12 protein-coding genes are annotated in these 16,478 nt (G+C 36.6%); 6 read left to right on the forward strand and 6 right to left on the reverse strand.

Going from position 1 to position 16,478, the window contains the following annotated elements; all coding sequences use genetic code 11:
• Positions 1-37 precede the first annotated feature (37 nt).
• Positions 38-715 carry a hypothetical protein gene (locus LEP1GSC192_RS04400; protein WP_008589401.1) on the reverse strand — a complete coding sequence of 226 codons (678 nt, stop codon included), beginning with the start codon at positions 713-715 and terminating at the stop codon, positions 38-40.
• 370 nt (positions 716-1,085) lie between these two features.
• Between LEP1GSC192_RS04400 and LEP1GSC192_RS04405 the strand changes: the two genes are divergently transcribed.
• Positions 1,086-2,087 carry a hypothetical protein gene (locus LEP1GSC192_RS04405; RefSeq protein ID WP_008591546.1) on the forward strand — a complete coding sequence of 334 codons (1,002 nt, stop codon included), beginning with the start codon at positions 1,086-1,088 and terminating at the stop codon, positions 2,085-2,087.
• Positions 2,088-2,134: 47 nt separating this feature from the next.
• Here the strand turns inward: LEP1GSC192_RS04405 and LEP1GSC192_RS04410 are convergent, their stop codons facing one another.
• A complete protein-coding gene (locus tag LEP1GSC192_RS04410) occupies positions 2,135-3,001 on the reverse strand; it encodes an HNH endonuclease (protein WP_232420955.1) in 867 nt (288 codons plus the stop codon).
• 149 nt (positions 3,002-3,150) lie between these two features.
• Positions 3,151-4,041: a tyrosine-type recombinase/integrase gene (locus tag LEP1GSC192_RS04415; protein WP_036089031.1), complete on the reverse strand. Its 891-nt coding sequence runs from the start codon at positions 4,039-4,041 to the stop codon at positions 3,151-3,153.
• Positions 4,042-4,209: 168 nt separating this feature from the next.
• Between LEP1GSC192_RS04415 and LEP1GSC192_RS04420 the strand changes: the two genes are divergently transcribed.
• The 5 genes from LEP1GSC192_RS04420 to LEP1GSC192_RS04440 all read left to right on the forward strand — a co-directional run bounded on the left by LEP1GSC192_RS04420 (position 4,210) and on the right by LEP1GSC192_RS04440 (position 14,276).
• Positions 4,210-4,821, forward strand: coding sequence for a hypothetical protein (locus LEP1GSC192_RS04420; protein WP_008590240.1), 612 nt, complete (start codon positions 4,210-4,212; stop codon positions 4,819-4,821).
• Positions 4,822-5,104: 283 nt separating this feature from the next.
• Positions 5,105-12,340 (forward strand): RHS repeat-associated core domain-containing protein, encoded by a 7,236-nt coding sequence (locus tag LEP1GSC192_RS04425; RefSeq protein WP_020768731.1) that lies wholly within the window; start codon positions 5,105-5,107, stop codon positions 12,338-12,340.
• Entirely contained in the window at positions 12,337-12,957 is a 621-nt protein-coding gene (locus LEP1GSC192_RS04430; protein ID WP_020768712.1) for a hypothetical protein, read from the forward strand. Before LEP1GSC192_RS04425 ends, LEP1GSC192_RS04430 begins: the two co-directional genes overlap by 4 nt.
• Before the next feature lie 44 nt (positions 12,958-13,001).
• Entirely contained in the window at positions 13,002-13,454 is a 453-nt protein-coding gene (locus tag LEP1GSC192_RS04435; RefSeq protein WP_036089035.1) for a TIGR04452 family lipoprotein, read from the forward strand.
• Between the two features lie 129 nt (positions 13,455-13,583).
• Positions 13,584-14,276, forward strand: coding sequence for a hypothetical protein (locus LEP1GSC192_RS04440; RefSeq protein ID WP_232420956.1), 693 nt, complete (start codon positions 13,584-13,586; stop codon positions 14,274-14,276).
• Between the two features lie 41 nt (positions 14,277-14,317).
• Here the strand turns inward: LEP1GSC192_RS04440 and LEP1GSC192_RS04445 are convergent, their stop codons facing one another.
• From LEP1GSC192_RS04445 to LEP1GSC192_RS04455, 3 genes are all read right to left on the reverse strand, one after another.
• Positions 14,318-14,980 carry a hypothetical protein gene (locus tag LEP1GSC192_RS04445; RefSeq protein WP_020768730.1) on the reverse strand — a complete coding sequence of 221 codons (663 nt, stop codon included), beginning with the start codon at positions 14,978-14,980 and terminating at the stop codon, positions 14,318-14,320.
• Positions 14,937-15,266, reverse strand: a complete 330-nt coding sequence (locus LEP1GSC192_RS04450) for an HNH endonuclease (RefSeq protein WP_020768701.1) — start codon at positions 15,264-15,266, stop codon at positions 14,937-14,939. The genes LEP1GSC192_RS04445 and LEP1GSC192_RS04450 overlap by 44 nt, the downstream gene beginning before the upstream one ends.
• The coding region (locus LEP1GSC192_RS04455) for a transposase (protein ID WP_036089054.1) at positions 15,256-16,478 on the reverse strand (1,223 nt) is incomplete at its 5' end. The genes LEP1GSC192_RS04455 and LEP1GSC192_RS04450, both read right to left, overlap by 11 nt.

Here is a 16,478-nt window from a genome sequence, read left to right on the forward strand (position 1 = left end):
TAAGTAAACTATCTCGCTTTAAGCTAAAATGTTGCACTCAAATTTTTCTATCGAAGGTAACAACTTCACATGAGTATAAATTTACTCTAAATTCAGTTTTAATATCGTGAGCTCTTATATTGTAAAATGGCTCCATTCTCCAAGAATCTGAATTCTCAATCCTATAATATTCTAAATACAAAAATGTCGCCATTAGGCTGTAATCTTTATACTTTTGTTTAGCATGGTTCTCCCAGAGCGTTAGAGCTTGTTCTTCAGTGCAGAATGTTTTTTTCGGAATCTCAAGTTCTCTAATTTTCCGATAGCATAAATATGCACTTGAAACGCCGTATTTCCCAATAATTAAATGAACAGCTAATGTTAAACTTTTAACCCCGCGTAAATATTGACTGTATTTAAGTCCGATTCCTTTATTATAAAGACCTATACTAGTTAATTTGATATCAAAATTATTATCAGGGTATTGATTTGCTACCCACTCCCTTCCATTTTTAATAGCCTCATCTACTGAGAAATCTATCCCTTGATTCCTTTTCTCTAAATTTTTATCCCAAAATGAATAGCATTGATCCGAGTTAACTTCCATACCTTCGACCATTGCCGGCTGAACTTTTTCTAAGATTAAGGGAGGTAAATTGTAGTGTTCCTCGGGATAAATACCAATATTAAATAATATAAATATACTTAAGATGACACTTTTTTTAAATTTACCCATTTACAAAATCCTTGTTTAGCATTTATATAGGTTTCTATATACAACTTTGTTCCGGGCTGACTTCCAAATGAGCTACATTTAATTTTCACTTAATCGGCCAGTGTTCGAAAGAGAATAAATAGCGATTATCGGAACTTGGATATTATATAATTAATATTAGAAATACATTATTTATTTTTCGACTTTACTTTTATTTTCGAGGACTTTCTTGACAAGCGTTTTCTTTTTTCTTTTATCCTCAATTGAAGTTTCATCTGGAAATAAGTTCGCCCAATGAATATTGCAAACCCCCTTTTGGGCAAAAAGAATTGATATTAAATCATTAAGGTTACTAAGTGGTCGTTATTAAATTCTTTAAGAGATTTTTTCGATGAATCGTATTTGCTTCGTTCTACTTTTACTAACCATCACAGCATGTAAAAACAAAGAAGTACATTTGGGAGTTGAGCCATCTGAGGTTGTAGTAAGCAGCTTTCTGAGTGAAGGTGAAACAACCTATTCTGGTAACAAGCTTTTTGATGATTTTTTGGACCCTTGGTGTGAAGGAACTAATACCGAAGGAATTGGCGAAACTATTACGCTAAATTTTCCTGATAAAAAAGTGATCGATAGCTTCCTAATTAAGAATGGATATGCCTACGGAAAACTTTTTTCTAATAACAATAGAGTAAAGGATATCGAAGTTGAAGAAGCTAATGGGAAAAAGTATAATTTTACCATCATTGATCAACCGGAAAGTTCTGTGATTCGGTTTCCGGAAAAGCTTGAAACAGATAGATTGAAATTCATTATTCTTTCTGTATATAAAGGGAAAGCCAATGATACTTGCATTAGCGAGATTAGCATAAATAGCAATGAAATACTATCGGATTCTTTCGATGAAAACGCAATCACGAAGAAAGAGGCTGACCTTAGGAAAGCAAAAGAGGAGTTAGAATATAAAAAAGAAACCGCTGGTAATGATATTGAGCTTACTTATACGAATGCGGATAGTCAGACGAAAACTGATTTTAGTTTAACTTTAGAAGGGATATCGGATGCAAGCAAAGTGTCTGGAAATGCCTCGATTAGCTTAGTGGAAGACAAAATATTTGTAGAGTATGCACATACTTGGCATTTATCCTGTGATAGCTGGACTCGATCGGATAAAACGATAAAAGTAAGATGCTCAGTCCGGGAAGATTTAGATCCCGGCTATGTTGAGCCAGGAAAGAAGGATGGAATATATAGAGATAAAAAAATTGGCTACAGATTTATAAATATTGATATGGCGAGTAAGACATGGGTGTTTGAAAGGGAAAATGGACAGGTTGAAAAATTGGGACAAGATCTAAAAATTATAAGTACAAATATCTTCGAATTCAATAATTAAAATCTCAAAGTATCACCGGACGTAATTAGTTTTTAGACAAAGAGTTCTCAAGTGTCTTGGTTGATTTTGAACCAATTTTCTATTGAAAGTCGACGTCCTTCCTTTATTGTTAGGCGTGTTATCTTAATTCTTTGATCGTTATTGATTTTCCTATGCATATTATTACTGGTTTTCTTCCCGTATCCTGACATTAATCTCTTAAAATGATACTTCGCTTTATTGCATTGCGAGCAGAGTGTTTGGCCGTTTTTGTAAGAGGTTTCACCTCCATCTTCCCACTCGACTATATGATCCGCCTCCATATGGAGACCTTTCTTCATTGCTTCTTCTTTTGTTATCCCACAAATTTGACAAGTGTAGAGGTCTCTTTCGAAAATAAGGCGACTTAGCGTGGGTGGAAAGCCGCGGGTATTGTATTTTCTATTATATTTTACATCATACAGAAGTTGATTTGAGTTCCATTCGGCGATATGTGCGTTTTGTTTGTTCGTGTTAACCTTTTCTAACCATTTGGTCTGCCTAAATTTGATTTTTACTCTTCGGTTCTCTTCTATTCGTGTCCAAGTTCCGTTTGATTTACGTCTTTGGAATTTAATAAAGAAATAAGATGTAGTTTCTTCGAAATCTAGCCTCTCGCGATATTTGAGTCTAAAGAATCCGTAATGATCTTTCAATACTTGATTAATGCAATAGCTTGGGTCGCGTAGGCTCAAGTAGTATTTCTCTGGATCTACTTTTCTCCCTTCAGTTTCAAACTCATGATAGATTGGCTTGTGCTTTACATATATTGGCCAATGCATGCGAGGATGAGGATTATATATAATTGTACTATTTAGATTGAAATTTATGAATTTCATAAGTGTATTTCTGCTTAGAGAGTCGGCATTAATCTCATTTAAGATTTCTCGTTTCATGTTTTGTAAATATCTGGGAAGCCCCATTGGTAGATCCTCCAGGGGAAAACTTAGTCCTGATTTTATAATTGATAAAGGAAGAAATGTAAATTCATTATAGTAATAATGTTACTTTACGCCAGTCGAGAGAATCTATGAGCATTCCTTTTTTAAAGCATCGAAATTCCTAAGTCATATTGCGAATCTGTTTCGAATATTCCCATTTTTGCAATCGGTACTTTTTCGATTGGACTTGGTATTTCTGCTAAATGATGCGGACTTACATGTAGATAAATCAAGGTGCTGTGTATTGAAAGATGGCCGAGTAACTTTTGAATATAGAAGATGCTATAGCCATCTTCTAAAAGATGCGTTGCGAATGAATGTCTTAACGTATGCACGGTTGCGTTTTTGGTGATACCTGCTTCGCTTGCTATTATTTTAAATCTAGCCTGAATCCTTCTTAAACTCATAGAAAAGTTCTTGCCTTTTGACGAATAGAAGAGATGGGAAATCGGACGATAACTTACGATATATTGTTGGAGTAAGAATGCGGCCTGGTCAGAAAGAATCGCATAGCGTTCGCAATTGTTCTTTCCTGCTTGTATAAAGATTGATTTTCTTTCAAAGTCTATACAGTTGACTTTAAGCTTCTCTAACTCTCCTGATCTGATTCCAGAAGAATATATTAATGTATAGATTGCTTTTTCTCTAAGTGTAATGCAATGTTCCAAAAAACTGGCGATCTCAGTTCTGTTTAACACAGTTGCAATTTTTCTTCCTTTCGTCGGTATCGGAATTAGGTTCATCATATATTTTCTATTGGCAAAAGTATAAAATAGCAAAATTGCGCTATAGTACACGACTATAGATGATTCGGCTAACTTTGTTTTCCTTAAGTGAAGGAAGAAATTATATACGTGTGTCGGATTCATATCAAGGGGAGAGATCTTGAAATGCTGAGTGAAAATTGTCATGCAATCTGTGTAGGTTTTTATGGATTTATCTGAATAGCCGTGAAGGATCATATCCGAGATCATTTTATCTTTTAATATTCCCATTTTGACATTGGGTGTCACATGCGGTCACCAAACATTTATTTGTTGTATGGATTGGGTTGATATATATCAAATACTCGCAGTTTTTATTTTTCTTTAGATAATTAAGGAATTTTAATAAATAATTGTTCTAAGATCTAAGTACGGAATTGATTTGGTTAACTCTTCGAAATGAAAAATAGTAAAAGCGCGGAAATAACGAAGAAGCAAAAGTATTTACTTTCTCTCCAAAAAGAATTGAGGTCGATACAACAAGAAATTCGATCATTGCCTCTTGTGCCATACCCTAAACCCATTTTTTATTCTTACGCTATTAAATGGACTATAAGAGACTTGAGACTTAAAAGATATTCCGAAGTATATGAGTATATTTTAGAAAAACATGGCGAATTTACTCGAACTAAATCAATCAAAAAGGCGCGAGAGCTTAATCCTCCAAAGATCATGATTTCGAATAAAGACTATATTAAACTTTTGGACAAATATCCGATGGCTTCACGTTGGTTTATTAAAGCGAAGGACAAATATAATAACAAAGTGCATATATTCAATAAGCAGGATCTTCTTGTCAAAGGGATATTTAAGCTTTTTGTAACTCATTCGCGTTCCATTAGTCCGAAGCTTGAAAAGCGTAAGGCGGAAATTAAAGACATTATTTACGGTAATTATAAAAATGCAGGATTACTGAATAAGTATTTGGGAATAAGCCGAACTTGGCGCGATGATCTTAGATATAAATTCGAGGCAAAGTATTTAGACAATATTGCGAAGGAAGGTTTATAACTCTTTATATTAGTCCAGGTTGGATAAAATTAGTTTAAGATCATTTTTACCCTCAGAAGGTGGGGACCACAGTCTTCCGGAAAAGTTCCCTGAGTAATAAATTTTTAATTTCGTTTTCAAACTTGTAGCAATCGTTTCAATTGGAAAATATTTGTTAATTCTTCAATTCCTTTTGACATATTTGCCTTATGAATTCGCATTAGATACATTGATGAATCAGGTAACGTGCTTTTATTAAACGCTACTTAATTTTGGTTCATGTCCCTGTGGGGATGTTTTGGATATGCGACTAAATAAAAAAAATTCAGTTACCTTATTCGTTCTAATAGCCTCTTTCTTCTTTATTGCCTGGAATCCGTTACGCCCCATTCTGAACTATTTCGCGTCTGTGTTTTCCGGTGGAGAAACTAGCATTCCGCTTCCTCTCCCGAATATCCAAATTGGGATAACAGGAAAACCCAGTTTTTCTCTGAATATCCAAGTTCCTCCAGGAGCGGGAGATTTAGTTCCTTCGATTACGATCGATTATACGGCAAGTGGAACTCAGTCTATCTTGGGAAGCGGCTGGAATTTAGGAGGATTTCCGAGAATTTTAAAAAATCCTAATTTAGGGGTCCACTTTGGAGCAACCGATGGTTATAGCTCCAGTCTTTTAGGAGAATTGATCGAGACAAGCACGAGCGGTGTGTACCGATCCAAGATGGAATCTTTCTATAAGATTAAATTAGATGGAAACGTTTGGGTTTTCCAAGATAAATCCGGAATTACTTACGAATATGGGAGAAATGATACTAACGGTTCCGGATCAATCATCTTAATTAATGGGGCTGCTATTACTTCCTATTTAGATAAGGTTAGAGATTCTTTTGGAAATGGCTATGATATCATTTACAGTTCGGACACTACTATTTCTGATGAACCTCTTCCTCAAGAAATCAAATATGCTAGAGGGAATGGGAGAATAGTTTTTTCATATAAAGACCGCTCTAGTGGTTTTCGTGAACAGATCTTCTATCTTACGAAAGCTGCCTTTAGAAAGAAGCTTCTAGACAAAATAGAAGTGTATGCTAAAGATTCGAGCGGTTCAGAACAGCTAATTGAAACTTACGATTTTAGCTATGACACTACCGATCGAGGGCCTATCTTATCTTCCTTCGAAAGGGAAAATTATAAACCAATCAATTTCTCTTATACAGAAAGAACGACTCAGGCTAATCTATTTAATTCGAACGGAAAGAATTATGATGTTTCCTTCCAAGCTATGAATCCAAATGTTCAATCCAGCTGTGCAGCTACGCAGACAGCTTGTTTATGTACGGCTAGCGCAGCCTGTATGGCGGCGACTTTGGGATATGCTAGGATTTTATGTGCACAAGGAATTGCTTCCTATCAAAATGTTTGCACTTACGGGGTAACTTCTACATTCGTTACTCCGGCAGATACGGATGGGGACGGTTCTCCGGAATTGGTAAAAATTACAGGAAACATGACGAATCAAAAGTTCTCGGTTTCCAAGTTATCTGACTGGAACGCTTCTACTAGTAATCCAATTTCTACAAGCAATGCCACTGTTGGGGAACATATTGGAATTACAAGTATCGGAAAAATACTCCCAGGTGATTTTAATGGGGATGGAAAGAGTGATTTTCTCATTTTAAAGAATAACGGCGAAGCCCTGAAAGTTTACTATGGGCCTGATTTCAGTTCAGAATCCTATTCAAATGTCACTGCACAAAGTCTGGGAGCTTCTTCTGCGAAACATTTTGTCCTTGATGTAAATGGGGATGGTAAGACCGATTTCATCCAGGCTGACAGTAATAATAATTTACTTGTATATACTTCTACTGGTTCTGGGTTTCAAAAAATCCAAACATTAACTATTACTCCTTACGGAACGTCATTCCAACAATTTGTAGATTTGGACCGAAACGGAGTTCCGGATTTTGTAAGGATCAATGATTCCACTTCTCAAGAGCTTATTGTAACATTTTTAGATTTGCAGAATGGGTTACTTAAAATAATAGAAACAAATAAAATTTCAAGAACCGATTTCGGTAACAAGGGTGACCAGTTCTTTTCAGACCTAAACGGAGACGGATATTTGGACTTTGCATTTTTCTCTATGCCAGGTAACCAAGGAAGTATCTCTTATTATCCATTTACGGGGAGAACTTTTTTAACAAATGGAGCGAGTCCTCTTCAAACTATCAACGTTAATGGAGCGTTTGCCAATAAAGAGTCTGGTTCAAGTTCCAATACGGTTTATGTAGAGGCTGATCTTTCTGGAGATGGAGTGAAAGACAGAATATCTTATGATAATACCGACCTTTCCAACTCATTTTTTAATGTAGAAATTTATGACTCGATGAATTCCAAATACCTAACTCCTTTCAAGGTAAATTGGAACCAAGATGTTTCTAAAGATTTGAATGGAGATGGTGCTTTAGATACTCTTAGAGCTGATGTAACGAGCATAGATCAGACTGATTCGAATGGCGTAGTAACAACTGTTACTACCTATAAGTTTATAGTTACGATTGGTAACGCAAGTTCTTATGAAGTAGCTATTGATTTAGATTCCTATATACCTTCCACTTCCAGTAGTGGGGATTCGAGTTCTATTTCTTATTTTAATTGGAGGAATCGAAAAGATTTCATAGATCTAAACGGAGATAACAAAGCTGATTTCTTAAGATATGATGCTGCGAACGGTGTTTTGGCGGTTTCTTATGCAAAATCGGATTCGAATGGGTATGTTACTTATTCTGCAAATGGAGACGATAGCTGGACTACGGGCGGATACTTCCTTTCGCTCGATACAAACTCTGATGGTAAGCCGGAGATTTTAGGATTAAAGGGTAATAAAGTAAATCTTCAGACTTCTGTTGCGAGTAGCGCTCCTGGAATATCGAGCATCGCTTACAGAAGTTTTCCTTATGAATCCAGTTTAGAATTGCATTATATTCGATTCAATCAAGCGATTCCAAGCGGGCTTCTTTCGAAGGTTGAAAATGGATCTTATTCCTCCCAGGGTAATGTAGAATTAAATTTAGAATATCAACTTTCGAAAAATCATCCGGGAGCAATTCAACCGAGCTTGTATAATTCTTCTTCTCCCCAATTTGTTCCATTTGGGGGAGCTGATTATCTAATCACCAGGTTAACTCAAAAAACCGGGGATACTATTTTAAGTTCGGGAAGTTATTCATATTCGTTTGCCAGATTTTATCTAGGAGGTTTTCGAAATTCTACTTATATCGGTTTTCAAAAAATGACTCAGACCGATTCGATTCTGAATCAAACGATAGAGATAGAATACGATCCAAGTTTTATCGAGATGTCCGGGAGACCTACATATCAAAAGATTAAAAAGAATGGTATTTTACTTTCTGAATCGACCTGGAGTTATAATAAATCGACTTCTGTTTTTGGCGGGACCTTGGTATTACCTGGAGATACCTCTGAGATAAAATACCAAGCAGGGAATGTTTTTTCTTCTTCATTAATTTCGAAAACCTATGATTCTTACGGAAATATTTTAAACAAAGTAACATCCATAAATGGAACTATATTGTCAGAAAAGACAACATATCTAAATGACTGGAGCCAAAGTATTTTAGGAAAGCCGACTGAAATTCAGCTGTTTAAGGATGGAGAATTACTGTCTGATAAGAAGTTTAATTATTCCGTTCGATTAGTATCTGAAGTTCGAGAATTGGTTTCCGATGGAGTTTGGAAAAATCAATATATCCAGGCTTACGATGAATATGGAAATCCAACGTCGACTCTTGATTCTAACGGAAATACAAATTCAATAGAATATGATTCTATAGTACATAAGTATCCAATCAAGATTTCCAATTCCCTCGGCCATATTACTTTAAAAGAATATAATTTAACCAATGGATTGGAAGTTTCTAGCACAAATTCTAATGGTGTTGTATCTAAAACCGAATATGATACTTTTGGAAGAGCAGTTTTAAGCTATCTTCCTGGGGAGTCGGAATGGTCCGAGAAGGTAGAATATGAAAATACAGGAGACTTAGAGAATAAGTTAGTACGAAAAACTTTCCGCAGAAGTAACGGCCAAAGTTGGCAGGAAGAATCTAACAATATAATTACAGGAATCACTAAAAAACGAAGCAGTTTAGTGAATGGCTATGTTCTTGTGGAAGAGACGTACAGTAATCCTCAAGGACAAACTGTAAAGAAAGTGGATTCTTATTTAGAAGGATCTAACCCGTTTTCTTGGACGAGTTTTACTTATGATGCTGAAGGAAATATGATCCTTTCGGAAAGGAATGATGGATCTTCTACTTCAGTTTCGGTAGCAGGGTTGATTACCACAGTGAAAGAATCGAATAACGGTAATGTTATTCGAGAAAACATTGAAGTAAAAAATTCTTTAGGGCAAACTGTGTCTTCTACACAACAAGGAAAGACCACTCAATATAAGTACACATCGAATGGTCAAATTTCTCAGATCATCGATCCTGAAAATGGGATTACTTACATCCAGAGTGATTTTTCTGGGAGAAAAACAAAAGTCATTAGCCCGGATTCGGGGACAACTCAATACATATACGATTCCAATTCAGGAAATCTTCAAGAACAAAGGTTAGCGAGCGGCTCGAAAATTCAATATTCTTACGATGTATTAGGTAGAGCTACGCATATAACAGGAATAGGTTCTCAAGGAGAAACAGTAGATCAAGTATATGAATATGATAGCCAGTCTGTAGCGAATGGAATTGGCCGCTTAACTAAAGTAACCGATCCTTTAGGAACTACTGAATTTGAGTATGATACCAGAGGTAACCAAACACTTCTTAAGAAACATCTTTCGGAAGAAGACTTAACCTTTATCATTCAAAAGAAATATAATCTTCAAGGGCAAGTCGAAGAATTTACTTATCCGGAAGGAAGTATTGTTAAAAATCTCTATTCTGAAGCTGGTTACCTTTCTGCTGTAACTTTGACTCCGGGAGATGGTAGTGGTTCTGATTTTCCAGTAGTTCAATACGCCGGACCTACAATAGAAGATGGGCTTTTGAAGATTCAAAGGATTTTGGGAAATGGAGTTAATACAAATATTTATTATAATCCAGTGAAGAAAAATCTGGTTCGTATCCAAACAAGTAAAGACTCAGATTCTTACCAAGATTTGAATTACAGTTATAACGATTATGGAAATTATTCTTCGATAACAGATAATAAAAATCCAGTTCGTTCTCAAAGTTTCTCTTATGATTCCATTGGTCGTCTTATTTCTGCTACAGGAGTTTATGGAGCAGAAGAATACCAATATTCGGATTCAGGTAGACTTCTTAAAAAAGGGAATTTGACTTATTCCTATTCAAATAGTTTACATAAAAATGCAGCTACCGATGTTTCAGGAGATAACCTTTCTTATCATTACGTTTACGATAATGCAGGAAACGTAATTAACAAAAATGATGAATCGTTTTCTTACAATCCGTTTCAAAAATTGAAACAAGTTGATACTGCAAGCGGGGAGACGATCAAATTTGATTACGATTTTTCAGGAACTCGTATTCGAAAAACAAGAAGTAGTGATGGAACTAAGACGATTACATTGGGTGGAATTTATGAAGTTGTTTTAACTCCTGGAAAGTCTCCGCAGCATACGCTATATTTCAAAGGAAATTCTGGAGATTTAGTCGGTCAGTGGTCAAGACAGAACCCAGATCTAATTTCTTACGGAAATCAAGAACTCGTAGCTTCTTCGGGACTCGGATCTACTTGGAATACTTATCTCTGGCAATCTAAGGATATTGCTATTAGAGGAATTAAATATCTGCTTTTTGTTCCTGGAACGAATATCGCATTTTTATATGTTACAGTATTTTTAGGTGTCGCGTTCGCGTTACTTTCATTTGGCGACGGACTTTGGAAATTAACGATCAAGTTTATTACACCTATTTTGATAATTTCCTTTTCAAATTGTTCCATCGCTTTACCAGGAAGTAACGGTAATGCCCCTTGGACAATGGCTCCTTATATAGATTCAGGGACGACGGGCGTTGGAAGCCCTTACGAACCTGGCTCAGGGGCAGGAATGCCAATAACTGGATTTCTATTTCTTCATCCGGATCATTTGGGATCTATTGTTATGGCAACTGATGGGTCAGGAAATCGAGTCACAGGAGGAGCGCAGTCTGGAGCATCTCATGTATCATATAAACCTTATGGAGAAATTCAAAGGGAAGATTCTTTTGGTCCAGATGCATTTAGATATAAATATACTTCACAAGAGGAAGACAGAGAAACCGGATTATATTATTATAAAGCAAGATATTACGATCCAATTCTTGGTAGATTTCTACAAGCGGACTCTGTAATTGATGGGAGTCGTCCAACGGGAATGGATCTTTACGCGTATGCTGAAGGTAATCCGATAAGTTACACAGATCCAAGCGGCCATAGTATTCTCAGTTCTTGGTTGAGTAGCAACGGCCTAGGTTTCTTAAATTTTAGTTTAACACTTAGCAGTGCAATGTTGATATTGAACCCCGTAGGAGCCATAGGTACTGCTCTTGGCGGAGTAATAGCTGGAGGCGCTGCAGGATCGGCTGCTGCTATGATAGCTGGTGCTACGCTCTTGGGTGCAGGAGCAATAGGAGCTGGAGGCGCAGCAATTGGTTCTGTAGTTGGAGGAAGCACAGCTCTTGGATTAGGTCTAGCCTCTGGAATAATTGGCGGATCAGCAGCTCTGTTCGGATCTTCCGCACTTGTAGTAGCAGGTGTGGGCGCCGCAGCGATAGTCGGTTCAACAGCTCTTCTTGCGAGTTCAGCAGCGGCCATTGTCGGAGCTGCTGGATTAGTTATAGGCGGGGTTGCTTTGATTCAAGCCACTGTTCTTGCAGCAGCGGCTGCCGTTATAGGAGTCAGTGCAGTACTTATGGCAGCTGCATTGGCTATGACCGTTGCAGGCGCGGCAATCATCGCGGGACTTTTTGCTTTAGGTGTTGCATCGATGTTGGTTTTCTCTGCACTAGCAATGGCAGTAGGTGTAGCATTACTTGCATCGGCTGCAGTTCCAATACTTCTCTATACTGGATTAGGAGTTGGAATCCTTGCAGCAGGATCTGTATTGTCGCCATTTACTTTTCAAGCTTATATTGTGGGAGGTTATTCTAAATCGAGTTTGAATCATTTACGTTGGAATGAGAAGAATGCGAGAATTGCTGGTTGTTATGCGTCAGCAATTTCTTTTGGTGTAACTGCTGGGGCAATTGGTTATTTTGGATTGCCTGGCCTTGGCGCAAATGCAGCTGGTGAAGCTATTGCACCTGGATTACCCTCAATTCTCGAGGGGCTATTTGGAGCAGATGCGGTATATTGGTTTGGTTTCGCTGGAACTATTAAGAGTGCTGCCGAAGGGGACTGGAGAAGCATCGCTGCCGATACAATTACATATTATACCGGAGCAAAGGGACTAAGTCTTGGGCTTTCTTACGGAAGAGCAGCTCAAAATGGTTGCGGAGGATCATTGTGAAGAAGCAAATAACGCTCAATAAGCTGATTCTATTACTACATTGTACATGCCTAATGAATTGTCTTCATTGGGGTCCTATTGGACCAAATTATAATTACCAAGAAGTTGGGAATTTTTCAAATACTTATATAGTTTTTAAATTACCTAGTCTGGAGAACGGATTAAAAAATGGAGATGATTTCTTTAGTTCAGCGACAGACAAGAAAACTTATTTCGTTTCTGTTTTTATAGACAATGAAGAATTGCTTCCGTCTGCTTGCGTTAATCCAGAATACGGATATTGGCGAAATTTTTATAAAGATTTTAATTCTTTACCACAAATTATTAGAAATGAACCGAGATTTAATTTTTTACCTGATTGCGAATATTTTTTACCAATTCCAAAAGGAAAGAATCGGTTTAAAGTAAAAGTCTACAATAGAAATAAAGCGCCTGTCGGCGGCGGTGAAATTTCTCGATCCATTGACGTACCTGCAAATTTTTCCATTCGGATTAATTTAAAGGATCCTCGCCGTAATAAAATAGAAGGTACGGAAAATCGCTTTGCACTTGATGCAGGAATTTCTCTAGACTTGGAACCTAGCGTAGGCCATGAAAGTTTTCCTATTTGTCGCTAAGGTTGTTTTCAGATATTTTTGATAAAATACTATAGGATAAGTAAATGAAAAAACCTATTATAATTCTTACAATACTATTATCGAGTTCGTTTATAAATTGCCTGGTCGTCGACACTTTAGGTCTTACTGATACCTATAAAGGAGATGAGGCTAAAAAAAGACTCATAAATGCTGCAATGGTAGGGGACTACCTAACTGCAAATGCAGCTTTTACAGCGCAGGGCAAAACTGGATCTGAATTGGAATCCTATGTAATCGCAGATGTACTATACGCATCATTTGTAGATGAATTAGTTTTCAAAGTTGATGAATCTAAATATTATAAAAAGAGAGATGTAGAAGATTGTGCAACAGTAATTCGGTCTTTCGGAGTCCTTACTGACTTTGACTCATTTACAACTTATTTGAGCAGTGATTATTGTAATATAAGCCCTAACGATTTGTATATCGATAAAAACATGGGTAAAAGTTCTAATACCCCTTCGAAGAATAAGTGAATAGATTGGACCTTAAGTGCAATTAATTGCATTTTAAAGTTTCCTGGAGTTTATTGGGAAATTCTTTAATACCTAAGAATGAAAATAAATCGTCTATTTTTCTTAATATCGTTCTTCCTATGCCAATGCGTGCTCCCCGATCGAGATAAGCAATCCATTGATTTTCATCCAGATACAATTAGGGATGAAGAACTAAATGTTATAAAAGTATTTAGGATATCAGATCATGATATCAAGGGGAAAATAATTTTACTTAAATCCGATTCGCCTCTCGTAGATCATCTGCTTTCTAATTTTGTTGTAGATAACTCTGATTCTGCCTTGATTCACCTTTCCCAGGATTATCTAGTAGGGCTAATTTTAATTCAAAACGAATCCGACGAACCGGAATCATTCTCTCTCAGGAAATTAAATCTTCAGTTGGATGATAAAAGCTTAATTCCGTTAAAATCAACGGAATACCCAAAACAAGTTAGTTGCTTCAATTGGAAGGGAACCGTCAAAAATTTCTATAATTTCATAGCAATATCGGCCATAACGATCTACACAATAAATGCCATGTTCGCATGTCTTGAAGGTAAATGCGAAGAAATGGATTATTTAAAGCAAGAGATAGATAAAAACCATCCATCAAAAGTTGGAGGAAGTTATTTTTCAGATCTGAATTTTGTTACAACGCTTGATTTTAATAATAAAGTTGATTCGGAAACTATTTTAATAGCTCCACGGGCTGTTTCGAAGGGAGTTGTTTTGTATAGTAATCCTTTTCCGTTAGAGAATATTAAAGACTACGTTACGAAAGGGAACTGCACAATTAAATAGCAGTAACTTTGTGCTTAATTTTACTATTTGTCTACTCCACTTTAGGTTATATCTGACAATAACCTATCAAATTTGTTTCTATTTTTCTCGAAAGCGTTTATCCATTCACTGTCTTGAAAGTGACTTAAATTTGCTTTGGCTTGTTTCGAACAAATATCCCAATCTGACTTACTCCTCGTTAAATCAGGAAATTCAGTCCGCATCATCCGTAAGGTATTTCTATGGGCTGAGGTTGGCCATTTCTTTGCCTTGATGTCTCGACTTGCATTTCGAAAACCGGACACGAAACCATTGAGCTTATTTGTTTCTAAGTGAGAGGTGCGAAGAAATAGCTTATCAGATGAATCGAATTTTGGAGGGTTAGAGGCAAAATCATTTAAATTCTTGATAACATAAGATAATCTTCTTTCGCTTTGGCTATTAACTACTACCTTTTCGATCAGAAAGATTGCTTGAATTGCTCTATACTTCCAATAGGGATCTTTATGAATGTTTTCAGGAAGTTTTCTTTTTAGATATACAATGAAATTCTTTTGAGCATTTAGAATAGGCTGACCCCAGCTAACCCACTTAGTTTCCTTTGGTTTCTCCCTTAAAAAGAAAGAATGTTTCTTGTTTAGATTATCAGAAATACTCTGTGCTAACCATCCTGGGAATTTTTCATTTCTTCTTTTTGAAATTGATTTGGATTTCTTTATAGCCATAATCTTCTCCTTTCCATTTAATAATGTCCGCCGCTAAATGTACGATTTCTTCTTCAGTATAATATCTCTTTAGCTTGGAGAGTGGGGCTACTACATGACAGATATTATTGAATTCATGATTGCCCCCTTTACGAAGAGGGACTATATGCTCAGAGTTTGTATTTTCTGGAAGCAGTTCTCTACCTGTCAGAATACATCTGTAATCTTGGCGATCTAAGATCTGGTAGAAGTCCTCAGCTTTGAATTTATAGATCTTTTTTCTTTTCTTCCTTGAGTTACTTTTCATTTCTCGTAACCCTTTTGGAAGTCTTTGTCTTGAGCTTACTGTATAGAATTAAAGGTAGTTCTTGTTTTAGCGGTTTTATGTAGAAATTTATTCGTCTGTCATACCGAGCAAATCCTATTCGCCTCCTTGCGATTAGTCTGAGCTTTATCCATTTCCTAAGAATGGTCATAGCAGTTATTTTATGAATTTCTAATTCATCACAAATTTCAATGACTGAGTATTGTTTACCTTTCTTTCTGCCAGCTTGGATCCAGTTCCAAATTTTGCTTGCAGTCTTTTGATATTCGAGTTCTCGATTTCTTTGGAACTTCTTAATATTTGAGTCTAACCAAAATGAATTGTATTTTTCAAGTGTAGGAAGTTCATATTTTTTGGCTTTTGAAATTGCAGTGGAAGAATTGAGTATTCCAAAACCATTGTGATTCTGAATATTCGGAATTTCTGCAAAAGTCTTGGATTCAAATTGGATTTTTTGTAAAGAATCTTGAAGCCAATTTTCAGTTCTTTTCCTTTGGATTTTCCGGACAAATCCCTTCCTCTCAATCCGAACCGCCTCCTTCATCCCGGCTCTCGGATTGACAGCAAAAGCATCCCTATCTCTACACCTCATTCCTTCGTTGGCATCATCACCATCACATTCAACCAGCACATCCAGTCCGAATACGTTAGCATTCTTAATGAAGCTAAACTCATTCAGATACATTTGGGAATATTTAGGCTTGATATATCCGTAAGCAGCAAAAGCAGTTTTTAAAACTCTATGGTTTCCTTCTGCTACTTGATTGTGGACTCCATTCTTCGACCAACGATTTCGAGCGAATCTGAATCTATTGTCCTTTGATCTTGCAGAGTGATTTACTGATCTGTGGTTCTTGTATATTCCCCAAAGCCATGGGTATCCTTGGTCTGTAAAAAGGGGAGTGCAAGTAGGGAGATGTTCTTTGATTAGAGGTCCAAGCGTATCCGCTTTCTGATTAGATACTGATGAGAAGAATACTGGTCCTTGTTTTATTGCTATAGTTTGGACGAGAGTTCCGACTTGTCTCCCTCCTAATTTCTCTGAAAGGTATATAGAAGAAGTTTGACCACTATGTCTGTATCGTTTCCTACCTTGGCTTGCTCTTTCACCCGCAGAATATAATACAGCAGTGTCTACGCATACGTAGGGCCGTTTTGCCATGATCTTGCTAATGTCTCTATTCTCATTTGGTG

The organism is Leptospira sp. B5-022, from assembly GCF_000347035.1.
GTDB lineage: Bacteria > Spirochaetota > Leptospiria > Leptospirales > Leptospiraceae > Leptospira_B > Leptospira_B cinconiae.